Origin of the sequence: Anabaena sp. FACHB-595 (genome assembly GCF_048568275.1) — a bacterium.
Taxonomy (GTDB): Bacteria; Cyanobacteriota; Cyanobacteriia; order Cyanobacteriales; family Nostocaceae; genus Trichormus.
Genome location: NZ_CP183473.1, coordinates 5,320,544 through 5,346,833, shown reverse-complemented (window position 1 = coordinate 5,346,833; position 26,290 = coordinate 5,320,544). Strand labels below are relative to the sequence as shown.

The window sequence follows — 26,290 nt, the reverse complement described above, 5'->3', positions numbered from 1 at the left end:
AGTTAATAGTCCACAGTTAATAGTCCACAGTCCATAGTTCAACGCAAAGATGTTAACTATTTAACAGTTAATGGTTCAAAGTTGAAAACAACTATTACTATTAACTATTGATTATTGACTATTAACTAATCATGATTAAAATCCTCCATCTCTCTGACATCCACATGGGAAGCGGTTTTTCTCACGGACGTATTAATAGCGCCACGGGATTAAATACGCGATTGGAGGATTTTGTCAATACTTTATCTGTATGTATTGATCGGGCGTTAGGAGATGCTGTAGATTTGGTCATATTTGGTGGTGATGCGTTTCCTGATGCTACGCCGCCGCCGTATGTGCAAGAAGCATTTGCCAGTCAATTTCGTCGTCTTGTGGATGCTCAAATTCCGACTGTGTTGTTGGTGGGAAACCATGACCAACATTCCCAAGGACAAGGAGGTGCTAGTTTAAATATTTACCGCACTTTGGGAGTGCCGGGGTTTGTGGTTGGTGATAGGTTAATGACTCATCATATCCAAACTCGTAACGGCAAAGTGCAGGTGATTACTTTACCTTGGCTAACTCGTTCGACACTGATGACGCGTCAAGAAACAGAAGGTTTGGGGTTGGCTGAAGTCAATCAACTATTAACAGAACGTCTGCAAGTGGTGATGGAAGGGGAAATTCGCCGTCTTGACCCTGATGTGCCAACTGTGCTTTTAGCTCATTTGATGGCTGATAATGCAACTTTGGGTGCTGAACGCTATTTGGCTGTGGGTAAAGGTTTTACTCTACCTTTATCTTTGCTGACTCGTCCTTGCTTTGATTATGTGGCATTGGGACACGTCCACCGTCATCAAAATTTGAATAAATCTAATAACCCCCCAGTGATTTATCCGGGGAGTATTGAACGGGTAGATTTTAGCGAGGAGAAAGAGGATAAGGGTTATGTAATGATCGAACTAGAACAGGGGAATGTAAATTGGGAGTTCTGTCCCTTACCTGTTCGGACTTTTCGCACCATAGAAGTGGATGTATCAAAGGCAGATGATCCACAAGCTGCTATTGTGAAGGCGATCGCTAAACATGATATTCAAGATGCTGTCATACGCCTAATCTACAAGCTCCGTTCCGAACAGATGGATGTAATTGATAGCGCCTCCCTACATAACGCCTTGAGTTCTGCCCATACTTACACCATTCAAGCTGAATTATTAAGTCAGTTGGCTAGACCCCGCATTCCTGAACTAAGTGCTAGTAGCAGCATCGACCCAATGGAAGCATTAAAAACTTACTTGCAGAATCGTGAAGACTTGAAAGACATATCAGCGTCCATGCTAGAAGCAGCAGGAAAGTTGTTAGATGATGATGTCGAAGTGGTCATTGGTCAATAGTCATTGGTCAATGGTCAGTTGTCCGTAGTCCGTAGTCATTAGTTTTTGTTCTTTACTTCTCCTGCTTCCCTACGTCTTCCTAGTCCCCAATCCCCGTAATTTCCTTAATTTTGAATTTTGAATTTTGAATTTTGAATTGTTCTCAGGGTTTATCTTAAGTTAAAGAAAGGCTAAATCCTGTATTGTTTTTCGTGAAAGTCATAATGGCAACTAGCAATTTTGTACCCGATCCCGAATCAGGTCAATCAATCAAGCCGGAATCAGTCAAGAGGGTTGACTTACTGACTGTGTTTCGACTCGGACTCTTTCAAATGGGTCTGGGTATGATGTCAATTTTGACTCTGGGTGTACTCAACAGAGTCATGATTAAAGAAATCGGAATTCCGGCGACATGGGTAGCAGTCGTTGTGGCCTTACCGTTGTTCGTCGCTCCTGCTCGTATCTGGTTCGGTCAGCTTTCGGATGCCAAGCCTTTGTGGGGTTATCATCGCACAGTTTATGTTTGGGTAGGGGCGGCAATATTTGCGATCGCCTCTTTTTTAGCTGTTCAAGTAATTTGGCAGTTAAATAATGTCGCCAATAGCTCTACTGGTTGGGTGTGGACTACGCAAACTATCGGCTGGATGGCTGTTCTGGCTTTAGTTTTTGCCGTATACGGTCTAGCAATTTGTGCTAGTAGTACACCTTTTGCTGCTTTGTTAGTGGATATCTCTCAAGAAGATAACCGTTCTCAAGTGGTTGGTGTAGTTTGGTCAATGTTGATGGTGGGAATTATTGTTGGGGCAATTATCTCTGGCACTATATTACCGTCAGAAGAAACTACGGTAAATTTCCAACCAGCAGTTAACAATCTATTTATGATTGTGCCAACTATTGTATTTGGGCTGTCAATTGTAGCAACGCTTGGTGTAGAGAAAAAATATTCTCTTTATAGCCAGCGTTCCACTCTGGTAAACCGAGAAGATAGCATTACATTGGGTTCGGCTTGGAAAATTTTGACCGCTAGTCCCCAAACTGTGTTGTTCTTCACTTTTTTAGTAGTGATGACCATCAGTTTATTTATGCAAGACGCAGTGGTAGAACCTTATGCCGGTGAAGTGTTTAAGATGTCCATAGCACAGAGTACCCGACTGAATGCTTTTTATGGTACGGGTATTTTGATTGCCTATGGTGTAGCTGGCTTTTTTGTCGTCCCCCGTTTGGGTAAGCGTCGCACTACACGTCTGGGCTGTGTGCTGGTCGCATTCGCAGCATTATTGTTGGGTGCGTCAGGATTCTCGGCTAATCCCGCCTTCTTAAAGTTCGGTTTGGTATTGTTTGGTTTAGCCGCCGGTTTTTTAACTACAGGCGCAATTAGCTTGATGCTGGATTTGACAGTTGCAGAAGCCGCAGGCACATTTATTGGGGCTTGGGGACTGGCGCAGGCTTTCGCTAGGGGAACGGCTGTAGTCACAGGTGGTGCAGCCTTGGATATAGGGAAAAGATTTTTACCAACTTTAGAATTAGCTTATGGGTTTGTGTTCGTTCTGGAAGCTGTGGGAATGATAGTGTCGATTTGGTTCCTGAACCGAGTTAGCGTGAAGGAATTTCAAACTACCACCAAGAAAGCGATCGCTTCTGTTTTAGAAAGTGATTTAGATTAGAACGTGAGAACTTATTGATGAATGATTTTTGGACGACAATTCTCGATTTTGCCCAAACTACCACCACCAGAGTGGGCGCGCGATTAATGCAGGACTTTGGGCAAGTGCAGGCTTTACAAAAAGCTGACGGTAGCTTGGTAACCCAAGCCGATAAATGGGCAGATCAAGAAATTCGAGATGCGATCGCCTCTACTTTTTCTGGTTATGGAATTTTAACTGAAGAAAGCGAACGCACATTTCCTGGGACAGAGTGGTGCTGGGTTATAGATCCTTTAGATGGGACAACGAACTTTACACGAGGTATTCCCATCTGGTCGATTTCTCTGGCTTTGCTTTACCGAGGGACACCGATTTTTGGTTATGTTTATGCGCCACCCCTCAATCAAGCCTTTCATGGTTTTTGGCCTGGTACATCTGGTTTAAGCACACCCTCTGGGGCATTTCTCAATCATCACCCAATTCATACCAGTAGTGATGCTCCCAGCAGCAATCATTTTTTTAACCTTTGTTCCCGCAGTTTAGCTGTTGTCCAGAACGGATTTCCCTGCAAAATTCGGATGCTGGGTGTCGCTAGTTACAATTTCCTGACGGTTGCGGCTGGTGCAACATTAGGAGGGATAGAAGCAACACCAAAAGTTTGGGACATAGCAGGCGCTTGGGTAATTGTCCAAGCTGCTGGTGGTAGCTGGGTTTCCCTCGACTCAGAAGCGTTTCCTTTGTCAGACGGGGAAGATTATAGCGATCGCTCTTTCCCTACTCTCGTTGTTAGTCGCTCAGACTTAGTTACATTTTTTACACCCTTAATTAAAGATGTAAAAATTTAACTCACCCAATACTTTTTTATCAACCCAGGTTGCCTGTAATCACAAAAAATTTTACAGGCGACCTGGGTAATTTTTCTGGATATGAGATTTTTTCGACGTATATGTATTTATCAAGGTGATTGTATTTGACTAGTATCACAACTCACTCATGATGTTAATACACGATGCAGATACCTAAACTTTCAACAAATTAGGCACAGTCCAAGAAACGTCAATCATTGGCAGTGGTTATTGTTAGAGTCCTTGATACAAGTTTTTCCTAAGTGTTTTAATGAAGAGTTATGTTATCTAACTTAGCTTTAATCCGCGAGTTTATTACTCAATCCATCGACAAGAAAGAAGTTCTATTAGCTAATTCTGCTTTGCAAGCACAAATGGTTTACAAGAGTAACCAATTAATTGCGAAAAAAGAAGGAATAATTGCTACTACACAACTGAATAGTCACCCATCCGATTTTCTCATCGCGTCGCCTTCATCTTATTGGGATGTTATGAATGAGACATTAGCTGATTACAGCTATATATGTACAGGAGAAGTTGATAAACTAGGCTTTTATAAATATCAACAATGTTCTGTACCCGAAGGCTACCAACTGCGATGCACAACATCTGTTAATTTGTGGCAAAATTGGTGGAAATATCGGAAAACAGCCTTCAATTCAGGAATACCTTTAGATATTTTAATTCGGACAAGAGATTCTTGGTACGGCATCAAAGATTTATTTATTAGTGATGGTCTCATTTATATTAAAACCTTAGTCAGTGAAATGACAGTTCATTCTAATGACCTAGTAATCTGGTTGAGTAAAAATGAGCTAGAATCTCAAGTTTCTTGATAAAGCTGCGCTAAATTTTAGCTTTTTAACGCAGATTAAGGCTGTAGACGCTTCGGCTTCCCGCAGGGTGGTTAGTGCGGAGGTACGCAGAGATTTCTTCATGAGAATTCCCTAGTTCTAAAATCATTAAGCGTATCTTCATCGAGAATTGGTATTAAGTGCTTAAATTCTTTTTTTCGTGACTAATTGCATCAAAATTCACACCTAAAACAGCGCCAGTTGCGATAACGGAGGGAACCTCAGTAACGCACTGGTTCTCCTACAGAAGTTTTATTTTCAATTGCTCAATAAAATTGACTATAGGAATAGTATTTGATGTCTTAAATATACGTAGGGGAGCCACTATGTTGGATCTGGGAGAAATTGGCATTTCCCACCCTACAGATACTTAGATATTTTCAATAACCAAATCGAATTTCTATATAATCCGATGTGCAACCTATTCTTGAAACCCCTCTCCATAGCTTGCTACTCTACGAGAACGCCTTACGGCGACCGCAGGGTACCTCTCCCCTGCAAGTGGCGTTAGAGGTTTTAATTCTTGCTCCTCTTCCCTTGTAGGGAATGGTTTGGGAGTTAGGTTTGAAAAAAGTTGCACACGGCGTTATACAAGAATTATATTTATCATTAATCAAAATCAAGATTTGCTATAAATTTTTAAATTCATAGATTAGATTAAACTGTTGCACGAATATATGTACAGAAATCTATGAACATAGTTTAAGAAAGGATTGGATTATAGTGAAAGTTTTGCCAATTTTGTGATAACTCATGGTCTTTTGATAATCGCTCACTTACAATTGGTTGCATCTTACATAAAACATGGTGCATTCAGTATACATAAGCAATGTTATCTAATTTAGAGCTATTACAGCAGTTTGTTGCCCAATCCGTCCACAAACAAGAAATTCTTTTAGCTAACAGCACTTTACAGGCTCAAACAGCTTATAAAATCAACCAAATTATAGCTAAAACCGAGGGGGTGATTGCTACCGCCCCACTCACTCATACACCCCTAGAATTCTCGGTTAAAGCAACTTCATCGCATTGGGAATTGATCAACGAAGTATTGGCTGAACATAACTACATTCTTACAGGAGAAATAGATAGTCGTAATTGTTACAGGTATCAATATTGTCAAATTCCCAAAGGTTACCAGATGCACTGTATGAAATCAGTTCATCTGTGGCGTTCTTGGTGGAAATATCGCAAAAATACACTGCAACTGGGGATTCCCTTGGATTTGCTGATCCGTACCCGCAATTCTTGGTATCCTGTTAGAGATTTAACTATCAGTGACGGACTGCTATATATCAAAACTTTAGGAAGTGAGATTGCTGTTCACTCTGATGACTTAGTAATTTGGTTAAGCAAGATTGAGCAGAAGTTTCCCAATACTACTGAGATATAAAGATGAAAGGACTCTGGCTAGAAAATAACCAGTTACAATTGCTTACAGATATTCCCGTTCCGGAAGCACCACCGGGAGAAGCGCTTGTACGGGTTCTGCGTGCGGGAATTTGCAACACAGATTTGGAGTTGCTGCGGGGCTATTATCCCTACACAGGAATTTTAGGACACGAATTTGTGGGACTGGTGGAACAAGGGCCAGAACATCTACTAAATCAAAGAGTCGTCGGGGAAATCAACGCTGTCTGCGGTTATTGTCGTTTTTGTCGCCGAGGACAACCAACTCACTGTGAAAATCGGACAGTTTTAGGTATTGTCAACCGTCATGGAGCATTTGCAGAGTACCTTTGTTTACCAGTAGAAAATCTCCATGTTGTACCTGAAAATGTACCAACAGACGCGGCAACTTTTACCGAACCTTTAGCAGCCGCCCTAGAAATTCAACAACAGATAATATTGAGTAGAGATGACCGTGTGCTAGTAGTCGGAGATGGCAAATTGGGACAATTAGTAGCCCAGACATTAGCTCTAACTGGTTGTGAACTATTGGTTGTTGGTCGTCACCAAGAAAAACTTGCTAATTTAAAAGTACGGGGTGTGCAAACGGGTTTAGTTGATGCTGTCCAAGATAGAGCTTTTGATATTGTAGTCGAGTGTACTGGTAATCCAGAAGGATTTGCGATCGCTCGTCGGGCTTTGCGTCCCCGTGGTACTCTAGTGCTGAAAAGCACCTATGCTGGCAATCTCAGCTTAGATGCTTCTTCTTTAGTAGTAGACGAAATTACTCTCATCGGTTCTCGTTGTGGTGTTTTTCCCCCTGCACTGGAGCTATTAGCTACAGGAAAAGTTGACGTAGAACCCCTGATTCATAGCCAATACCCCCTCACTCAAGGACTTTTGGCCTTTGAGGAAGCACAACGCCGAGGCGTGTTGAAAGTTTTGCTGGAAATGGGTAATTAGTAAACCGTTAACCTAAACTAATACAAATAAGGATTAGTCTTCGCTTGATAATCCATACAGTTGATGGCTTCTTCTGTGTTAGCACGGGATGGGTGTACAGTGCATTTCAGGCGGTAGTCATCTGTAAAAAATTGGCACCCAGAACAGGGGATTTGGTGCATTTGTTTGGCTGTGCTGATACTATCTCGCGTAGCACTCCACAGACTCCAAGCGATGAGAATCATTAAACCCCATGCACCGACAAAACAAATCGGTACTAAAAACTTTTGAATCCCCAGAATAATAAATATAATTGCTTCCAACACGGCCAGTCCCGATAAAAGTGACGAGTTAGAAGTTATGTTATCGCAATACGGAGTGCAGAGTTCTGAGTCCTAAGTATTATTCAACCTATTTTAATGTCTGTCAGTTAGGTCATTTTAAAAACCAAATGCCAGAAATCCTCCATCAACAGCAATACATTGTCCTGTGATGTAGGATGCGGTAGGCATACAGAGAAAAGCCGTCAGGCTGGCTACTTCTTCGGGTTGACCCACGCGTTTCATTGGTGTGCGTGAAAGGACTGCGCTTAAAGTTTCGGGATTGTTGAGTAGAGGCTCGGTCAGAGGAGTTTGGATAAACCAAGGTGCGATCGCATTAACGCGAATACCATCATCTGCCCATTCTACCGCCAGCGATCGCGTTAACTGCACGAGTGCAGCTTTGGTCATGCCATAGGGTGCGCCAGTCCGAACGGAAATTAATCCAGCAACAGAACCGATGTTAACGATACTGCTGTTTTTACTTGTTTTGAGTAAGGGATAAAACAGTCGGGAAAGCTCAAATATAGAAGTTAGATTAATTTGAAATATCGCAGCAAATTCTTCTTCTGTGTAATCAGTCGCTTTCTTACGAATATTTGTGCCAACGTTGTTCACCAAAATGTCAAGTTCTCCAAAGGTCTTGCTAACGTAATCAAGCATCATTTGACGACCCTCAGAAGTGGAAACGTCGGCTGCAACTCCGTGAACTTTCCCCGCAGAATGCCAAGCCTTCATCTGCTGCTCAATCGCTTCAGCATTGCGAGCCACAATGACGACTTCTGCACCTAAAGCCAAGAACTCTTGAGCGATCGCTAAACCAATTCCTTTTGTAGCTCCGGTAATCAAAGCTTTTCGTCCGGCTAATGTCCAGCGTTCCCGGATTTTTTCCCCAAAAGCTGGAGGGGTAACAAAATTTTCCACTGTAATTTACCTCTGGATGTTTCTATATAACTCATACTTGATTTTTGAAATATACGTAGGGTGGGCAATGCCCACCGGCTCATGGTTCTGGTGGGCATTGCCCACCCTACTGAAAATTTTTCAGAAATCAAATCGGATTCCTATAGACAGGTGAATTATTACTGTTAAATTCACCTGTCAAGAAGAAGAAAGGGAGCAGGGGGAAAAGGGGAAGTACCTCCCCCCTGCCTCTTCCTGTCAAGTATCAAAAATGTTAAGTATTGCGGAGATCGGTGGCGGTAATACCTTCTAATGCTAGACCATAGCCAATCCCTTCATTAACTAACCGCTTCAGTCTTTGAGTCAAGGCCACACGGGTGTATCGCAAGTTTAATGTGGGCTGTTTGGCAAGTGTCCTGGCAATTTCCCAAGCCCGTTCCATGAGTTTGCTTTGCGGCAGTACTTCATGGACAACATTAAGTTCATAAGCTTGTTGAGCCGTCAGCTTTTCTTGAGTAAACAAGAAGTAGCGCCCGCGATAAAGACCAAGTGCCAACGGCCATAATATATGCACTCCGTCACCTGGTACGATACCTGCATTTAAATGAGGCATATCTTGAAATACAGTGTTTTCAGACGCAAGAATAATGTCGGTCGTCAGAATGTATTCACTATGAAGTAATGCTGCACCATTGACAGCAGAGATAACTGGTACTTCAATATCCAAGAGGTTTTGCAGCACCTTTTTACCTTCCCAATAAGTTTTATCCCACTCACGAGGATTGGTGACATCTCCTAAACTAGGAAAATCGATTTCAGCCATCCAAGCATCACCACTACCTGTGAGGATGACAACACGGTTATCTCTGTCTCGGCTAATGTCGTAGAATGCGTCGGGAAACTCTCGATGAGTTTTACCTGTGAAAACAAGTGAACTACCGTTTGTGTGCATTCTCACTTCTAGAATGCCATTTTCATCTCGATGGAAGTGCAGGTTTTCGTATTTGGTGAAATATTCAGGTTGATTCAAAGTCATGATTTGTTCTGTGTTGGCATAGCGTCAGATTTCCGTAGCTAAATCTATGCTTTCGTCACAGAGACTTCTTTGATTGAAATCAAGTTTGAGATGATTTTTAATATTCCGTAATTTTGCGATTAAGTTCGATTTAATTCTTGAATTAATACAATTTGTCGTTTTTTGCGGGTAATTGTCCCGTCTTTTTGCAGTTGACTCAAAACGCGAGACAATGCTTCCTGGCTCAATCCCATATCTTCGGCTATTTCTTTCAGAGGTTTATCCAGATTGACGGTGTTTCCGTGTGGATGGGCGGAAATTTCCAAATAACGCAGCACGCGATCGCGCGCAGAACGAATACTCCGTAGTTCTAGTAAGATTTTTACTTGGTGAAATCTTCGTGCCAGTTGTACTATGAGAGCCTCTGATAAATCTGGATATTGGCGCAAAGTTGCTAGAAACGCCTGTTTAGGAAAAGTAGCGACACGGGAAGGAATATCAGCGATCGCTGTACAATCATAAAACTCATTGAACAATGCAGCTTCTGCAAAACTCTCTCCAGCTTTGACTTCATAGTGCTTGATGGATTGACCAGCGTCGGTATAGTGCATGAGTCTGATCTGTCCAGATATGACTACAAAAATGGCTCTGGTTAAATCTCCTTGATGGAAAAGCGGCTGTCCAGCCGTTAAACTCTCATAGGTGATTGCCATCGCCATTTTGATATTTTCTGGCAGATGGTCAATGTTTAAAAAATTGATCATGTACTTGACTAAAATTATAGAAGTAACAAGAATTACTCCCCATTCACTACTCCCCACCCCCCATTTTTATGACCATCGAACGTATCCCCAAAAAATATTACCCCAAAGCTGATATTTGGCGACGAGGTTTCGCTTTGGGGGTGGATTTTCTTGGTGTTTGGTTAGTTAGTTCCTTCTTGGGTAATAGTGGTGGTATCGGTATTCAAGTTGTGCAAATTTTAGTTTTTGTTATCGGTTGGTTAATCTTGCGTGTGTTGGTTGTCTATAACAATCAAGGACAAAGTTTAGGGCGTTGGGCGTTTGACTTAAAGGTGCTGGAAGTGGAAGATGGGGAAGTTGTCCCCAGGATACCTGAATTACTGGCACTGTTCAAGAGAGAAGTTATAATTGGCTTTGGTGTTCTTTTGCTGTCCATTGCTTTGGGCAACATTAGACTCAACCCCACTGCCATACTGCTAGTGATTCCTCTGGCAATTGACTGTGGTGCGGCTTTCTCTGATAACCAGATGCGGCAGGCTTGGCATGACCGCTACGCTGGAACTTTCATAGTTTCGTCGAGTCGGGGCTATTCCCTTGATTTAAAAATTAAGCGATTAGTTGGAACTTTACGACGAAATGTGAGACGATAGTCATTTGTGTTAATTCTCTTCAGGCTTTAGCGTTTGATAAGATTATGGCTAAAAGTAAAGGTGCGCGCATTATAGTCACACTAGAGTGTACTGAATGCCGGACAAATCCAGACAAGCGATCGCCAGGTGTTTCCCGGTATACCTCAACCAAGAACCGTCGTAACACCACCAATCGTCTAGAACTAAAAAAGTTCTGTACCCACTGTAATAAACATACCGTTCACAAGGAAATCAAGTAAAGATGAGCTATTACCGTCGTCGCCTGTCTCCAATTAAGCCTGGAGAACCGATTGATTACAAAGACGTTGATTTATTGCGTAAATTTATCACCGAGCGTGGTAAGATTTTACCCCGGAGAATTACTGGTCTAACCGCTAAACAACAGCGAGAATTGACACTAGCAATTAAACGTTCCCGTCTTGTGGCTTTGTTGCCATTTATCAATGCGGAAGGCTAATTCTAGTCAGTGGCGAGAATTTTAGATTTTGGATGAACACAAGCAGCTACATAAAGATTGTTATGTAGCTTTGAATCGTCTGAGTCCATAATCTAAAATCTCAATTAGTGTAGGATATTGTTCTACAGTGAAAATTACCAGATTTTGGATTTAGTAGTCATTATTGAACTCCAAAATCTAAAATCTATTTGTTAACCAATTAATTGCGAGAGTTGTGGAGAAGGGGACGCTAGTTGAATTTAGGGTTCAAGGCGATCGCCGTTTGGGCGTGGTAGACCGCCCAGATGGAAAAACCCGTTGGTTTGTGGTAGATGAACGTGGTCAATCCCACAGCCTCGCGCCTAGACAAATTACATATACAGTTAACGGCAACACTTATAAGCCATCGGAGATTGACAGGTTTTTGGAGGAAGTCAAGCCTTATCTCGACCCCTCCAGCTTAGAAGTGGCTTGGGAATTACTAGTAGAAGATGGAGAAACAGTCACGCCATCCCAAATGGCCAATCTACTGTTTTCGGAATCAAACTCAGCTCCCAGTTATGCTGCTCATTGCTTGTTATCAGATGACAAGTTATATTTTAAACAAAAAGGTGATGCTTACGAACCGAGAACGGCGGCTCAAGTAGCAGATCGCAAACACCAGATAGAAGTAGAAGCCCTCAAAGCTAGGGGACAGCAGGAATTTTTGACGCGTGTAGAACAAGCACTCCAAGGCGAAGCAGTAGAGTGGCAGCGTCATGACCGCCAACGCCTAGAAGGATTGGAAAAGTATGGAACACTTTTAGCCGACATTGTGAAGGTGGGGCTAAACTATGATTCTCTGGCGCGTGCCTATCCTCCCCCAGCCCCAGTATTAGAAACAATGAATATGCTGGGGCGACCCGCAACCCCCCAAGGCGCTTTTCAATTACTGGTAGATTTGGGGTGGTGGAGTGCCACGGAAAACTTGTTCCTGCGTCGTTCGTCAATTCCAGTTCAGTTTCCTAGCAAGGTATTAGAAGTGGCGCAACAGCGTTTGGATTTCCCGCCGACAGACTTAGACACAAATCGCCTTGATTTGACTCACCTGAAGGTCTATACAGTTGACGATGAAAGCACCACTGAAATAGATGATGGATTGAGTTGGGAAAAACTCCCGGATGACAGGGAAAGATTGTGGGTGCATATCGCCGATCCTACCCGCTACTTAGCACCAGAAGATGATTTAGACCTAGAAGCCAGGAAGCGAGGCAGCACAGTTTATTTGCCGACGGGAATGATTCCCATGTTTCCCGAAGTATTGGCAACCGGCCCCATGAGTTTGGTACAGGGAAGAGTTTGCTGTGCTTTGAGTTTTGGTGTGGTTTTAGATGGGACAGGGGCAGTACAAGACTTTACTATTCATCCCAGCTTAATTAAGCCTACCTATCGCCTCACCTACGAAGACGTAGATGAGATGTTGGAATTAGGCGTACAAGCAGAACCAGAAATTGCGGCGATCGCTACTTGGGCAACTAAGCGCAAATCTTGGCGGTATAATCAAGGCGCAATCAGCATTAATATGCCGGAGGCGATGATTAAAGTCAAGAATGATGACATCAGTATCGACATTCTAGATGATTCCCGGTCACGGCAGTTAGTAGCAGAAATGATGATTCTAGCTGGTGAAGTGGCAGCCCGTTACGGTCAAGTACACAACATACCCTTGCCCTTTCGTGGTCAACCACAACCGGAATTACCCCCAGAAGACGAATTACTCCGACTTCCAGCCGGATTTGTCCGTGCTTGTGCCATGCGGCGTTGTATGCCCAAGAGTGAAATGAGTATTACTCCTGTACGTCACGCTGGTTTAGGTTTAGATACTTACACCCAAGCCACATCTCCCATCCGCCGCTACAGTGACTTACTAACGCACTTTCAACTTAAAGCCCACCTCCGGGGTGAAGTTCCCCCTTTTACCGCCGAAGAACTCAAAGAAGTAATGATGACCGTTACCAGCACCACCCAAGAGCTGACAATGGTAGAACGTCAGACTAATAGGTACTGGGCGTTGGAATATTTGCGCCGTCATCCAGAAGAGATTTGGCAGGTAACAGTGCTAATGTGGCTGCGAGAAGATAGTAACTTAGCACTAATTTTGTTAGAAGATTTGGGTTTACAATTACCGATGGTATTCAAGCGATCGGTGAGACTAGGTGAACAGGTATTAGTAAAAGTTAGTATTTCCGACCCGCAAAAAGATGTAATTCAGTTTCAAGAAATAATTTATCAAGAAGCCCAGACAGCAGCGAATTAGACCACATTAGCAATTTGAACCACTTGTGAGGCGCGCTCCCCTACTTCGGAACGGGTGGGGGTTAGTCTGACCTCGCCTATTGTTGAGTGATTTTTGGTCAAAATCATACCATTTGTTCGTTGAGCTTGAGATAGCAAGAGACAAAACTATTATTTTGTATGGCTATGTTTGATGCTTACCAAATTCTTAACTTTTTGTATACACCAATTCGATAGATGAACTATTATCGATAAAGGAATAAATTAGAGATATATGGTAAACACCTGGTAAATATAGAGGCTGAAATATTATTCAAGCCTCTATTTTATATTTAAAATATTCATTATTGATCAAAAATATTTTCCTGAAAAATCAAAACTACTCATCATTTTTTTGTTTTTGGGCAACACATACTAAAGGAAGATGATAAGGATAAAAATTCAGTTTAAATTAATTTAGTACGTTGTTAAGCACAGCAATTACGGAGGTTTGGTGTTAAGCCAAGCCTTTTTTGTATGTAAAGATGCCAGTTCATATCAGGTTTGCAAGAATTTGCATACAGTCTAAGGGCAGATGAACTAAAGTTCTAGAGGGTTTAAATTAAGCTTGGTGTAGTAAATGCTTGGTATACATAAAGGCTTGGCTCGACCAAGCCTTTTTTGTTGGTTATTGTCGAATAACTTTGACGTATGAGCGTAAACAACTTTGTTTCACTTCATCTGAGTACCTTTTTGGTGGACTTATAAACATCAATAAATTGACTGACAACCACATTTAATACAAATGTAATTCTGTTTACCTCTTCGCTTTCGGTTTTTTCTAATTTCCATAGACTCACAGTATGGAAAAATGCACAGTACAACACCTAAATTCCTCCCTATTTTACCTATCTTACGCAACGCCTTCGCTAGTTATAAAATAATTAAGCGCATCTTCATCGAGAATTGGTGCTGCAAGAAAAGGATTTGGGGTTATGTTTCGTCGAACTACTAAGAAAGCAGCAAGTGTTCTTTCGCCCTTCCCATAGGTGTGATTTGTTTGGAGACTCACCTTAAGCTAGAGTCCAATATGAAAGCTACTATCTAGCAAATAAGCAGTACCTATTTGCATGGATTTGAAGAAGCTGCTTTTGCGAAGGCTATTATCTAGCAAATACATAGCACCTATTTGAGTCATCTTGAAGAAGTAGCCTTTATGAAGGCTTGGGCGATCGCTTTACGAGCAAGTTTAGGTTTCAGATTCTCGTCGTAGGGAAGTGGACGCAAAAACTTATGGTAGCTGGGATTTGCCTTAAATTTTTGGGGCATCCAATCAGGGTGACGTATCCAGCTATAACGATCAGTAATACCCCAGGTAATGATGGTATCGACTCCATTAGCGAAGCATAAGTCAAGATATCGCTTATAAGAGTCAGCTACCATTTGATCGAGCTTTTCAATAGTGTCTGGTAGAGGAGTGTCAATAATAATATCCAGTTCGGTAATTACTGGTTTAACTTCCAGTTCTTTGAGCCTTTTTAAAACACCAACAAATCCTTTTTCATCAAAAGGATAATTGGTGGAAAACCACAGATGAGACTGGATACCTGCTCCATCTATCTTCGCGCCATTATTCTTAAGATACTCGATCATTTTTAGGAAATACCTGGATTTCCAGGTATCGCCTTCAATGGAGAAATCATTTAAGTAAAACTTCTTGCTGCTATCAATCGAAGCGGCGATTAAAAATACATCTCGAATTAATTCTGGTTTTACACCTTTATGTAAGCCGTAAGTAGAGGCCTTAGCTTCATCTTCACTGTAGGCAATAATTTCATTAGCGATATCCCAAGATATTAAAACTTCACTATTGCGATAATGTCCCATCACACCGTTAAAGTGCCGTTCGATCATGGGTATGGTGGGGGGATAAGGAAGCCAGTCTGGTTTTGCCATGTTCCAGAACAGGGTATGCCCGTGCATTTTCAGGTTATGCTTTTGGCAGAAGTTAGCGATCGCATCAGCTGCTTCAAAAGTAAAATATCCTGGCTGCGGTTCAGTGGCATTCCATTTTAATTCGCCGTTGGGTGTCACAATTGAACATTCGCGGGCAATTAATTTCGCGTAGTCGGGATATTTTTTTAAAGTTTCACTGTCAACTGCTGCACCATAGCGTTTTCCTTTGGCAGCAGCTAATTGCCGCAAGGGATAATTCGTATTGATTGCGGCAATATCCGTACTACGGCTATCCCTCTGTTTATCCCTTTGTAAAAACCCCATCGTCAAGAAAGCAGATAGAGTTGTGTACCCTGCTCTCCTTAAGAATTTTCTCCGATGGAACATAAATAATACCTAATAGAAAATACAGGAGTTATTATATTGCACATTAAAGTTTTAAAGTTTTTAGAGTAATTATACTGATGAAATATAGAAAAACAAATGTTAAATAATCCGGGAAAATATATTTCCTCAAAACCATTACAATCGTTCACTCATCCCGATATTTCCCTGTAAGCCACCCGTGTGAATCATTAAGATACGATGACCTACGGTCGGTCGGAGACCATCACCTTTCGTAAAATATCTTTGCTTTAACAAGTCCATTACGCCGTAAAACATTTTCGCTGTATACACGTAATCAAGAGGTACGCCGTAGCTTTGGGTAAACTGGTGACTGAACAGTATGAGATCATCTTTCACCTTGGCGTAACCGCCAAAATGGTAATCGCAAACTAATTCCCAAGAGGCGGGAGAACTAGATGAAATGGGCAACCCCGCCGCGACATAATTCTTCATTAACTGAGCAATATCCTGTGCTAAAAAACCCCCATTTTTTAAGACAGGAAAACCAATCACACGTTGCTGAGGTTCCAGTGCCAGAGCGATACCTGCTAGGGTGGTGGCTGTACCACAAGCTACACAAACAATATCAAATACTTGTGTTGCGGCACTTATTATTTCTAGACAACCACGCACACCATTCAAATTACTACCACCTTCTGGAATGATAAATACCTCACCAAAGCGTTTCCTTAGGTCTGTGTGTAATGTGGTGCTGTTTCGTTGTCGATAGGTTTCCCTGTCCACATAGACAAGCTGCATACCTTGTTGCGTTGCAAAACTTAGTGTGGGATTTAAGGGTAAGGTTTCTTCCCCACGAATTATACCAATAGTCTGGAATCCTAAAAGATTACCTGCTGCGGCAGTAGCGAAGATGTGATTAGAATATGCACCACCAAAGGTGAGTAATTTTGTGTAACTTTTCTCCTTAGCTTCTAAGAGATTGTATTTCAGCTTGTACCACTTATTACCGTTTACCCACGGGTGCATTAAATCAAGGCGTAATACATAAATTTCTACACCAGCATTATTAGCAATCTCACTATTGATTTTTTGTATTGGCGGAGGAACAAAGGTCAATGACATCGATGAATTCTATGGAGAGTGATAAGGTATTGTGCTTTTAAGTTGCATAATCCATCGTAAGGTTTGTTGACTGTTGATCGTTCACAGTTAACAGCACTTGTTAGTAGTTATGCAATTTAGGCGCGCATTAGCTTATCAATGATTAACATTGATTATTTTCAATGCTAATGCAATTTCAGTGAATAATAAATTTTACTAATAAATAGCTTCAGGAATTGGCATTTTACCAAATAGGATTCTCAGTTCAATATAAGAAGAAGAATATTTAACACTTAATCATACTTTTTTGGGAGAAAACCTATGGTTGCACTCACCGAAGATACACAAGCTAATGCCAACATAGGACGTTTGACAGTGCAAACTGTGGAAATTGCAGATGAAACAACTGCTATTCGCTGTTTGGATTGGGATCGAGAGCGTTTCGATATTGAATTTGGCTTACGCAATGGCACCACATATAATTCTTTCTTAATTAAAGGTGAAAAAATTGCTTTAGTTGACACTTCACACCGCAAGTTTGAGAAACTCTATCTAGAGATAGTTGCCGGATTAATCGACCCAAACACAATAGATTATTTGATTGTTAGTCACACAGAACCAGACCATAGCGGCTTAGTGAAAGATATTTTGCAATTAGCTCCTAATATCACTATTGTTGGGGCTAAAGTCGCAATTCAATTTTTAGAAAATATGGTTCACCAACCATTCAAATCCCTACAGGTGAAAAGTGGAGAACGCTTAGATTTAGGTAATGGTCACAGCTTGGAATTTGTCTCTGCACCTAATTTACATTGGCCAGATACAATTTTGACTTATGACCACAAAACAGGAATTCTCTACACCTGTGATGTGTTTGGAATGCACTATTGCGATGATCAGACTTATGATGAAAATTTCTTCGCCATTGAAGAAGATTTTAAATATTACTATGATTGTCTGATGGGGCCGAACGCTAGGTCTGTGTTGGCAGCTTTAAAACGCATTGAAAACTTAGCAATTAAAACAGTAGCTACAGGACACGGGCCTCTACTACAAGTGCATATTTCTGAATGGTTAGGCAGGTATAAAAACTGGAGTTTAGAACAAGCTAAAACAGAGACATTAGTTGCTTTGTTTTATGCTGAAGATTATGGCTATAGTGAACATTTAGTACATATTTTGGGGCATGGATGTACTAAAACAGGTGTGGCGGTAGAATTAATTGACTTAAATACTGCTGAACCACAAGAAGTAAGAGAATTAGTTACTCAAGCATCTGGCTTAGTCATCGCCATGCCATCACAATATTCACTGACAGCCCAAGCAGCATTAAATACTATCTTGGCGGCTGTACATCATAAACAGGCCATAGGTTTATTAGAGTCTGGTGGCGGAGAAGATGAACCTGTTTTTCCTTTACGAAATAAGTTTCAAGAATTGGGATTAGTTGAAGCTTTCCCACCAATTTTAATTAAAGAAGCTCCCGCACAAACCACAGAACAACTTTGTGAAGAAGCTGGTACAGATATAGGGCAATGGTTAACACGCGATCGCACCATCAAACAAATTAAATCCATCAACACCGACTTAGAGAAAGCCTTAGGACGGATTAGCACCGGCTTATATATCATCACTACCAAAAAAGGAGAAATTCAAGGTGCCATGTTCGCCTCATGGGTGACACAAGCTAGCCTAAATCCTTTGGGAGTAGCCATTGCAGTCTCCAAAGAACGCGCCATTGAATCCTTAATGCAGGTAGGCGATCACTTTGTTTTGAATGTTCTGGAAGAAGATAACTATCAAGGATTGATGAAACATTTCCTCAAACGCTTTGCCCCTGGTGCAGACCGCTTTGCAGGCATCAAAACTTATCCAGCCACCGACGGTTCCCCCATTCTTGCAGAATCCCTAGCTTACACGGAATGCGAAATCACCAGTCGTATGGATTGTGGTGACCATTGGATTATCTACAGCACTGTTCACGTTGGCAGAGTTGCCAATGTCCATGCCATGACAGCCGTTCATCATCGCAAAGTTGGTAATCATTACTAATTAAGCACTGGGGACTAGGGAATAGAGATTGAGAAAAAGCAAGGGAGGCAGGGGGAGAAATTCCCAATCCCCAATACCCAATCCCCAATCCCCAGTCCCCAACCCCCAATCCCCAATCCCTAATCCCCAATCCCATGTACAAACCTGTAGAAGATAGCCCAATTTCCGCGTACGAAATCAATCGGGGTCGCATCGTCCGCACCTTGGAATTGATTCAAGATGTGATTGTGATTTCCTTATGTATCGGTTTATTTAGCTTCATGGCTATCCAGGTGTGGGATATGTTTCTTTCCCTGCTACCGCCTTTAGATTTCCATGTTGTCACTGCCGATATTTTGTTTCTGCTGATTTTAGTCGAGTTATTCCGACTGCTGATTATCTACCTCCAAGAACAACGCATATCTATAGGCGTGGCGGTAGAGGTTTCTATTGTCTCCGCTTTGCGAGAAGTCATTGTTAAAGGTGTACTAGAAACTAATTGGAGTCAAGTTTTAGCGACTTGTGCCTTCTTATTAGTTTTGGGAATATTGCTGGTTCTGCGAGTTTGGCTACCACCCACTTTTGAAGGGATTGATCCAGAACAACAAATAGCCAAGCGCTATCAAAAAATGCAGGCAAATGGACGAGATTAGCTAGATATTCGACTTCTTGAAGAAGTCGGGTATCTAATCACCCACCAATCTTTAAAGGAGAATTAAATATGACTATTGCGACTTCCAGCCGTCCTAGAGATGTACAAGTTGCAGATATTGGTGAACATACCCTGATTTTGCGATCGCGCACTTGGGAGCGTCTAAAATTTGAAGTTGAGTATTCCCGCCAACGAGGAACTACGGCAAATTCCTATCTTATCCAAGCTGATAAAAAAGCCTTAATTGACCCTCCTGGTGAATCCTTTACGGCAATTTATTTAGAACAACTAGCCCAATATCTCGATTTCACTACTCTGGATTACATTATTCTCGGTCATGTCAACCCCAACCGCCGAGTTACCCTACAAGAATTACTCTCCAAAGCACCACAAGCTACCTTAATTTGTTCTCGTCCTGCGGCTAACGCCTTGAAAACAGCTTTTCCTGAATGGGAATCACGCATTCAAGCGGTACGCTTTGAAGATATTCTCGACTTAGGACAAGGACATCAACTCACATTTGTCACCGCGCCTACTCCTCGTTGGCCGGATGGTTTGTTTACCTACGACTCAGCCACGAAGATTCTCTACACAGACAAGTTTTTTGGCGCTCATATCTGCGAAGATACTTTATTTGATGAAGACTGGAAAAAATTAGACGCGGAACGCCATTATTACTTTGACTGTCTCCATGCACCCCAAGCCAAACAAGTTGAAGCAGCTTTAGATAAAGTAGTCATGCTGGGGGCTAGAAGTTATGCTCCTGGTCATGGCCCTGTGGTGCGTTATAGCCTCAGTCGTTTTACTTATGATTACCGTCAATGGTGTCAAGGACAGAAATCTCAAGATTTAAATGTGGCGCTGCTTTATACTTCTGCTTATGGGAATACTGGCATTTTAGCGAATGCGATCGCTCAAGGTTTGGTTCAAAACGATGTTAATGTCCAATCCGTCAACTGTGAACTTGCAGATACGGCAGAAATTACCCGCATTGTGGAAGCTTGTGATGGCATAATTATCGGTTCCCCCACCTTAGGTGGTCATGCACCAACACAAATTCAAACAGCCTTAGGTATAGTCCTCTCAACGGCGGCAAAAACTAAGTTAGCTGGGGTGTTCGGTTCCTACGGCTGGAGTGGCGAAGCCATAGATTTAATTGAAAGTAAGCTCAAAGATGCCAATTACCGTTTAGGCTTTGACACAATTCGAGTCCGCTTTAGTCCTACCCCGGAAATTCTGCAACAGTGTCAAGCCGCAGGTGCGACTTTTGCCCAAACTTTAAAGAAAAACAAAAAATTACGTACTCCTCGCCAAGTAATTCCCGAAGCCAAAATAGACCGTACTGAACAAGCAGTAGGCAGAATTATTGGTTCGCTATGTGTAGTTACAACCCGTGACCAAGAAAGCCACAAAGGTATCTTAACTTCTTGGGTATCTCAAGCAACCTTTAATCCACCAGGAATTATGATGGCGATCGCTCAAGAGCAGAATGCAGATTTAATGAGTCATACTGGTGATCAATTTGTCTTAAATATCCTCAAAGAAGGCAGAAATGTCCGACGCTATTTTTCCCGTCAAAGTACATTAGGGGATAATCCCTTTGCGAACCTAAAAACTAAAACTGCTGATAATGGTTGTTTAATTCTCACCGAAGCACTAGCTTACCTGGAATGTACCGTCACAAATCAACTTGAATGCGGTGACAGACTGTTAATTTATGCTGTGGTAGATAAAGGAGAAGTGTTGGCAAATGATGGTGTAACCGCCGTTGAACATCGTAAATCAGGTAGCCATTAGATTGAACAAAGAAATCTTGTCTAAAAGATTTTACAAGACAGAATCATATTTTAAGCGCCTAACGCACCGCCACATAACAAGGTGCGTTAGGCTACGTAAGTTTTTATATTAAGTTAAGTGGCATGATAGTACAGTGACAAATGGGAATTAAAATTTTCCAACGCACAAGCACGCCAAGTCATAACTCTCCGCGCCCCTCCGCGCCAACCTTTGCGTCACTCTGCGTTAAAAAAAGGATCTAAACCAATGACGATCAAAAACTTGGATGTCCTCATTAACTCCCTAGAAGGTATTGAAACTATCACCGAACCCAATCAAGTAGCAAAATTATCCCAGGACTACCATACCTTTAGCCCCGTACTTGTCCCGAAACTAGCAGGCAAAGTTGGTGATATTGTAGTCCGTCCCGCCAACGAACAAGAAGTCATCAAAGTTGCTGCTATTTGTGCAGAACATCGCGTACCTGTAACTGTCAGAGGGGCGGGAACGGGAAACTATGGGCAGTGCGTACCTCTACATGGAGGTGTCATTTTAGAGATGACAAAATTACAAGAAATCCTGTGGGTAAAACCAGGTGTAGCTAGGGTAGAAGCAGGGGTGAAATTAGCCGCTTTAGATAAAAAAGCACGAGAAATTGGCTGGGAAATGCGGATGGCACCTTCTACTTATCGTACAGCCACAATTGGGGGATTTATTGCAGGTGGTAGTGGTGGTATTGGTTCAGTACAATATGGTTTATTAGGCGATCGCGGTAATCTTTTAGGATTGCGAGTTGTCACCTTAGAAACAGAACCCCGTGTCATTGAGTTACGCGGCGACGATGTGCAGAAAGTAAACCATGCTTGGGGAATTAACGGCATTATCACACAAGTAGAAATTCCTCTGGGGCCCGCCTATCCTTGGGCTGAAGTAATTGTCACCTTCGACGACTTCATCACAGCCGCCAAGTTTGGACAAACCTTAGCTAATGCCGATGGCATGATTAAAAAGCTAGTAACTATCTTTGCATCACCAATTCCTCAATATTTCCACCCGCTACAGCCATACATCCCTAAAGATACTCACCCAGCTTTTTTAATAGTTGCCGAACCCAGTTTAGAATCATTACCTGGGTTAGTCCAGCAATATGGCGGACAAATCACCTACCAAAAGCCAGCCCAGGAAGCAGGTAAGGGATTAAATCTAGCTGAATTTACTTGGAACCACACTACGTTACACGCCCGAAATGTAGATACTTCCCTTACATACTTACAAAGCATCATTCCTGCGGATAAAGGCTTGGAATTAGTCGCGGATTTATATCATTACTTTGGTGATGAAGTGATGGTTCATTTAGAATTTATTCGCGTTAATGGTGTGGTAGTACCTGCGGCTTTACAACTTGTACGCTACTCCACAGAAGAACGCCTAAATGAAATCATCCGCTACCACGAAGCTAAAGGCGTATTTATTGCCAATCCCCACACATATATTATTGAAGACGGCGGCAGGAAAGTTATTGACCCTGAGCAGTTAAAATTTAAGGAAATTGTTGACCCTTACGGGTTAATGAATCCTGGTAAAAGTAAAGTATTAAAATTTTCATAAATTCATCAAGTTATTTTTAAGAATCTTCATTTATTAAAGAAGGGAAATTGTATCAATGCTTTAGTAGTTAAATGGCGAGTCGGTGTGACCTGGCCATAACACCCGCATCGCTCGGAGTGCAGTTGAACAAAATGATAAAGTCTAGGCCATAGAATAAAATGCCTCTATGACAGTATTCAAAACAAAAACCAAGGGTTTTAAAAAGTCGGCACAGCAGTCTCAGGCAGAAACTCCCAGCCTGAGTATCAAAGAACGACTAGCCCAAAAACGCAAAGCGACCCAAGCACGAAAAGAACTTATTAGCACACTGAGTACTGTTACATTTATTAGCCTTTTTGTTGGGCTGGCAGTATTTTTAGTAGCTGGAATTAAAACAGCAGTTCCCCTTGTCTTAGGGATTATTATCATGTCCCTTTGCTACAAATACCCCCGTATGGGACTGATCGCGTTCTTAATATACGTACCTGCTGGTGGTACTATCACTTACTACATTGGTAACAGTCCAATTCTGCAATTAGCAAAAGATGCGTTCTACTTTCCAGCCCTAATTGCCATTTGGCAAGCTTGCCGTAAACAAAAATTACCTTTAATCGTTCCTCCAGCCATTAGAACACCCCTATTTATTCTGCTAGGTGTGTGTCTTCTAACACTGGTTTTTGTCAATGGTGGGCAACAGTTTAGCCCTCCTGATCTTGGCCCATTTAAACAAGCCAGCAATGAAATACCTTTAGGTATGGGTATTTTGGGGCTAAAAGTGCTTTTAGGTTATTTACCTCTGATGGGTTGTGTTTACTACTTAATGAAGGATAAAAAGGACTTTTTGTTCATATCACGCCTACAAGTCAGTCTGATTTTGATATGTGGTGTACTGGGTATTTTTCAGTATCTTTTACTGCTAACTGGTATATGTGAAGGTACTAGATATGCTGAAGGGAATGCTTTATTTAGAGCAACATTAGAAGCACGTTGTTATATTGGTGGTTCCTTAGTATACAGTCCCAGCCAGGGCATGATTAGATTGCCCGGAACCTTTGTAGCTCCTTGGCAGTGGGCATGGTTTTTAATTTCTAGTACTTTTCTGGCTTTCGCTACAGGTTTTTCTGATCCTTCCATCATTTGGCGGTTCATTAGTTTAGGTTCTATGGCGACTGTATTTATCAATGCAGTTGTCTCTGGACAAAGAATTGCCTTGGTCTTAGTGCCTGTCTGTTTTATCATTCTGCTCTTACTTACAGGTCAAATCGGTAACCTGAAACGCTTTATTCCTATTGGTGCAGGTCTAGCGGCTCTACTAGCGATCGCTATGGCTAGTAACCCTGCGGTTGTAGAAGAACGGGTCAATAGTTTGGCAAGTCGTTGGGAAGCATCACCGCCCCAGGAATTTATTGTCCAGCAGTTTGAAGACACCTTGAGAAGTACAGGTAATCCTCTAGGTAATGGACTAGGTCGAGCTACTAACTCCGCTCGTACTTTGGGTTCAACTAGGTTGATTGAGACTTATTACCCTAAACTCCTGTACGAAGTGGGTTTCGCGGGAACATTTAGTTTCTTAGCATTAGTAACTACCATAACAATTGCTGGTCACAAAGCCTATCGCTCAATCAAAGACCGTAATTTACGTACTTATGCGGCTGCTATGTGGGTGTTTATATTGTTTATTAGCTATAACACTTACTACTATCCTCTAGACGTTGACCCGGTAGCTGTATACTACTGGTTTTTCGCCGGCATATTGTTTAAATTGCCAGTCATCGATAAACAAGAAAAGGAAAATGCTGACCCTCAACACAAGAACAAGAAAAAGCGTCCACAATTAAAGTTTTGATAGACTAGACTCTCACTATACGAGAAATAAATATGACAAGGTTATTTATGGCAGACTATTCTCTCAGCAAACAAATTTAAACTAGGTGGAAAGTCGTTATGAGTAATTTGCCTTTGATTAGCGTAGTCATACCAACCTACGGGCGAGAGGAAATCCTCAGGGATAGCATTGTCGATGTCTTAAATCAGGATTATCCCAAATATGAAGTTTTGGTAGTAGACCAGTCGCCAAAACACAAACCAGAAATCGAAACTTACTTAGAAGAAGTAGCCGCAGCAGGTAAAGTTAAGTGGTTTCGCTTAGATTGGGCTAGTTTGCCAGGCGCGCGTAATTATGCTATACGGCGAGCATCTGGAGAAATAATTTTATTTATTGATGATGATGTCAAATTAAAGCCCGGATTTTTAGCAGCCCATGCAAAAAATTACGTACAAAATCCCGATGTAGGATCTGTAGCGGGTAGGGTATTTGACAGAATGAAATTAGGTGATTCTGGTGGAAATTTGGAGATTGAATATCTCCCACCTGAAGCGATGGACCCAGGAGTCGCTTGGTATCATATTGACTTAGTGCATACAATTAAACCCCAGCAAGTGTTGACGGCTAGGGGGTGTAATATGTCTTTCCGTCGGGAAATTTTTACTAAGCACGGACTCAGGTTTGATGAAAGGTTTCGCGGTAGTGCAGTCCGCGAAGAGTCAGACTTTTGTTTAAGGTTGCGGCAGACAGGGTATAAAATTTGGTATGACCCAGAGGCAGATTTAATCCACTTAGGGGAAGAAACAGGAGGTTGCCATGATATTAGTATGCGATCGCTCAAATATCAGTTCACTTTCTATCACAATCATTTCCTATTAGGATTGAAAAATCTCAATTTTAGCCAAGCTTTACGCCTATACGCCCGTTTATTTGATTGTCACGTCCTTGGTCGTCCCCCTTGTCACAAAAGCGGTTCTCCCATCAAAATTATCACCCGTGGCATATTCTATATCTTAGGTTTTTTCAGAGCCTTAGGGAGTGTTATCCAGTCAAATTGGCATGATGGTCAAATTTATAGTCGTCTTGATCAAGAATCAATTATCAAGAGTCAAGAGTCAATGGTCAATAGCTAATGACAACTGACAACTAACAACTAACAAATACTTATGAAAATTTTAGTTGCCAGTCATACTTATATTGTAGACCTCAACTGTGAAAAACTAAGGGCTTTATCTCAATTAGAACCGGGAATTGAAGTCACAGTTGTAGTTCCTAAAACCTGGAAACCTGGTGGCGTTCAAAACAAAATTATTGAAACCCAGTACCGTGATGAAGGTGCTTTTAAGATAGTTCCAGTTTCCAATTTTAGTCAAAATCATCAAGGCCTACTTACTTTTGGGGCTGATTTAATATCTTTATTAAAGCAATTTCGCCCCCAAATTATTCAAGTAGAACAAGGCTCTAGGGGTCTTGCATATGCTCAAATGATTGCCTTAAATCAATTATTAGGTCTGAAGGCAAAAAACATCTTTTTTACTTGGTGGAATTTACCTTACGAGTTAAAACTACCAATTGCTTTATTAGAAAAGTATAACCTTAACCATAGCCACGGCATTATTTCTGGCAATCAAGATGGCGCTGGGGTTTTAAGACAACGGGGATATAAGAG

The 26,290-nt window shown here is 41.8% G+C and carries 22 protein-coding genes and 2 pseudogenes; 17 read left to right on the top strand and 7 right to left on the bottom strand.

The window, feature by feature from the left end; all coding sequences use genetic code 11:
• The first annotated feature begins 131 nt into the window (after positions 1–131).
• The 6 genes from sbcD (at position 132) to ACN222_RS22260 (ending at position 7,046) form a co-directional block, all read left to right on the top strand.
• Complete coding sequence (gene sbcD, locus ACN222_RS22285; protein ID WP_010998596.1) at positions 132–1,373, top strand: exonuclease subunit SbcD; 1,242 nt, start codon at positions 132–134, stop codon at positions 1,371–1,373.
• 203 nt (positions 1,374–1,576) lie between these two features.
• Positions 1,577–3,016, top strand: a complete 1,440-nt coding sequence (locus tag ACN222_RS22280) for a BCD family MFS transporter (RefSeq protein ID WP_084789117.1) — start codon at positions 1,577–1,579, stop codon at positions 3,014–3,016.
• A gap of 17 nt (positions 3,017–3,033) precedes the next feature.
• Complete coding sequence (locus ACN222_RS22275; protein ID WP_010998594.1) at positions 3,034–3,840, top strand: inositol monophosphatase family protein; 807 nt, start codon at positions 3,034–3,036, stop codon at positions 3,838–3,840.
• Between the two features lie 281 nt (positions 3,841–4,121).
• Positions 4,122–4,676 carry a hypothetical protein gene (locus ACN222_RS22270; protein WP_010998593.1) on the top strand — a complete coding sequence of 185 codons (555 nt, stop codon included), beginning with the start codon at positions 4,122–4,124 and terminating at the stop codon, positions 4,674–4,676.
• An 847-nt stretch (positions 4,677–5,523) separates the two neighbouring features.
• Positions 5,524–6,087 carry a hypothetical protein gene (locus ACN222_RS22265; RefSeq protein ID WP_010998592.1) on the top strand — a complete coding sequence of 188 codons (564 nt, stop codon included), beginning with the start codon at positions 5,524–5,526 and terminating at the stop codon, positions 6,085–6,087.
• Between the two features lie 2 nt (positions 6,088–6,089).
• Positions 6,090–7,046 carry an MDR/zinc-dependent alcohol dehydrogenase-like family protein gene (locus ACN222_RS22260; protein ID WP_010998591.1) on the top strand — a complete coding sequence of 319 codons (957 nt, stop codon included), beginning with the start codon at positions 6,090–6,092 and terminating at the stop codon, positions 7,044–7,046.
• Positions 7,047–7,063: 17 nt separating this feature from the next.
• On the opposite strand, the gene ACN222_RS22255 is transcribed toward ACN222_RS22260, so the two are convergent.
• The 4 genes from ACN222_RS22255 to ACN222_RS22240 form a co-directional block, all read right to left on the bottom strand.
• Complete coding sequence (locus ACN222_RS22255) at positions 7,064–7,351, bottom strand: hypothetical protein (RefSeq protein WP_010998590.1); 288 nt, start codon at positions 7,349–7,351, stop codon at positions 7,064–7,066.
• 114 nt (positions 7,352–7,465) lie between these two features.
• On the bottom strand, positions 7,466–8,269 hold the full coding sequence (locus ACN222_RS22250) for an SDR family oxidoreductase (protein WP_010998589.1): 804 nt from the start codon (positions 8,267–8,269) through the stop codon (positions 7,466–7,468).
• Positions 8,270–8,522: 253 nt separating this feature from the next.
• Positions 8,523–9,284, bottom strand: a complete 762-nt coding sequence (locus ACN222_RS22245) for an enoyl-CoA hydratase/isomerase family protein (protein ID WP_010998588.1) — start codon at positions 9,282–9,284, stop codon at positions 8,523–8,525.
• Between the two features lie 119 nt (positions 9,285–9,403).
• Positions 9,404–10,027 (bottom strand): Crp/Fnr family transcriptional regulator, encoded by a 624-nt coding sequence (locus ACN222_RS22240; protein WP_084789116.1) that lies wholly within the window; start codon positions 10,025–10,027, stop codon positions 9,404–9,406.
• A gap of 68 nt (positions 10,028–10,095) precedes the next feature.
• Here ACN222_RS22240 and ACN222_RS22235 point away from each other — a divergent pair, with 68 nt between their 5' ends.
• The 4 genes from ACN222_RS22235 (at position 10,096) to ACN222_RS22220 (ending at position 13,388) form a co-directional block, all read left to right on the top strand.
• Entirely contained in the window at positions 10,096–10,656 is a 561-nt protein-coding gene (locus ACN222_RS22235) for an RDD family protein (RefSeq protein ID WP_010998586.1), read from the top strand.
• 44 nt (positions 10,657–10,700) lie between these two features.
• Positions 10,701–10,895, top strand: a complete 195-nt coding sequence (rpmG, locus tag ACN222_RS22230) for a 50S ribosomal protein L33 (RefSeq protein WP_010998585.1) — start codon at positions 10,701–10,703, stop codon at positions 10,893–10,895.
• 2 nt (positions 10,896–10,897) lie between these two features.
• Positions 10,898–11,113 (top strand): 30S ribosomal protein S18, encoded by a 216-nt coding sequence (rpsR, locus tag ACN222_RS22225; RefSeq protein ID WP_010998584.1) that lies wholly within the window; start codon positions 10,898–10,900, stop codon positions 11,111–11,113.
• A gap of 214 nt (positions 11,114–11,327) precedes the next feature.
• Entirely contained in the window at positions 11,328–13,388 is a 2,061-nt protein-coding gene (locus ACN222_RS22220) for a ribonuclease catalytic domain-containing protein (protein WP_010998583.1), read from the top strand.
• Positions 13,389–14,051: 663 nt separating this feature from the next.
• On the opposite strand, the pseudogene ACN222_RS22215 reads toward ACN222_RS22220, so the two are convergent.
• The 3 genes and pseudogenes from ACN222_RS22215 to ACN222_RS22205 form a co-directional block, all read right to left on the bottom strand.
• Positions 14,052–14,197, bottom strand: a pseudogene (locus tag ACN222_RS22215) (IS1 family transposase); the annotation flags it as partial.
• 342 nt (positions 14,198–14,539) lie between these two features.
• Positions 14,540–15,688 carry an endo-1,4-beta-xylanase gene (locus ACN222_RS22210; protein ID WP_010998581.1) on the bottom strand — a complete coding sequence of 383 codons (1,149 nt, stop codon included), beginning with the start codon at positions 15,686–15,688 and terminating at the stop codon, positions 14,540–14,542.
• 135 nt (positions 15,689–15,823) lie between these two features.
• On the bottom strand, positions 15,824–16,771 hold the full coding sequence (locus ACN222_RS22205; RefSeq protein ID WP_010998580.1) for a 1-aminocyclopropane-1-carboxylate deaminase/D-cysteine desulfhydrase: 948 nt from the start codon (positions 16,769–16,771) through the stop codon (positions 15,824–15,826).
• Between the two features lie 300 nt (positions 16,772–17,071).
• Here ACN222_RS22205 and ACN222_RS22200 point away from each other — a divergent pair, with 300 nt between their 5' ends.
• The 7 genes and pseudogenes from ACN222_RS22200 to ACN222_RS22170 all read left to right on the top strand — a co-directional run.
• Complete coding sequence (locus ACN222_RS22200) at positions 17,072–18,802, top strand: diflavin flavoprotein (RefSeq protein WP_010998579.1); 1,731 nt, start codon at positions 17,072–17,074, stop codon at positions 18,800–18,802.
• A 134-nt stretch (positions 18,803–18,936) separates the two neighbouring features.
• A complete protein-coding gene (locus ACN222_RS22195) occupies positions 18,937–19,434 on the top strand; it encodes a phosphate-starvation-inducible PsiE family protein (protein WP_010998578.1) in 498 nt (165 codons plus the stop codon).
• 68 nt (positions 19,435–19,502) lie between these two features.
• Complete coding sequence (locus ACN222_RS22190) at positions 19,503–21,230, top strand: diflavin flavoprotein (RefSeq protein WP_010998577.1); 1,728 nt, start codon at positions 19,503–19,505, stop codon at positions 21,228–21,230.
• A 246-nt stretch (positions 21,231–21,476) separates the two neighbouring features.
• A complete protein-coding gene (locus ACN222_RS22185; protein WP_010998576.1) occupies positions 21,477–22,817 on the top strand; it encodes an FAD-binding oxidoreductase in 1,341 nt (446 codons plus the stop codon).
• 166 nt (positions 22,818–22,983) lie between these two features.
• Positions 22,984–24,642 (top strand): hormogonium polysaccharide biosynthesis protein HpsL, encoded by a 1,659-nt coding sequence (gene hpsL, locus ACN222_RS22180; protein WP_010998575.1) that lies wholly within the window; start codon positions 22,984–22,986, stop codon positions 24,640–24,642.
• 98 nt (positions 24,643–24,740) lie between these two features.
• Positions 24,741–25,754 (top strand): hormogonium polysaccharide biosynthesis glycosyltransferase HpsN, encoded by a 1,014-nt coding sequence (hpsN, locus tag ACN222_RS22175; RefSeq protein WP_010998574.1) that lies wholly within the window; start codon positions 24,741–24,743, stop codon positions 25,752–25,754.
• 33 nt (positions 25,755–25,787) lie between these two features.
• Positions 25,788–26,288 (top strand): annotated as a pseudogene (locus tag ACN222_RS22170) (glycosyltransferase family 4 protein); the annotation flags it as partial.
• Positions 26,289–26,290: the final 2 nt, after the last annotated feature.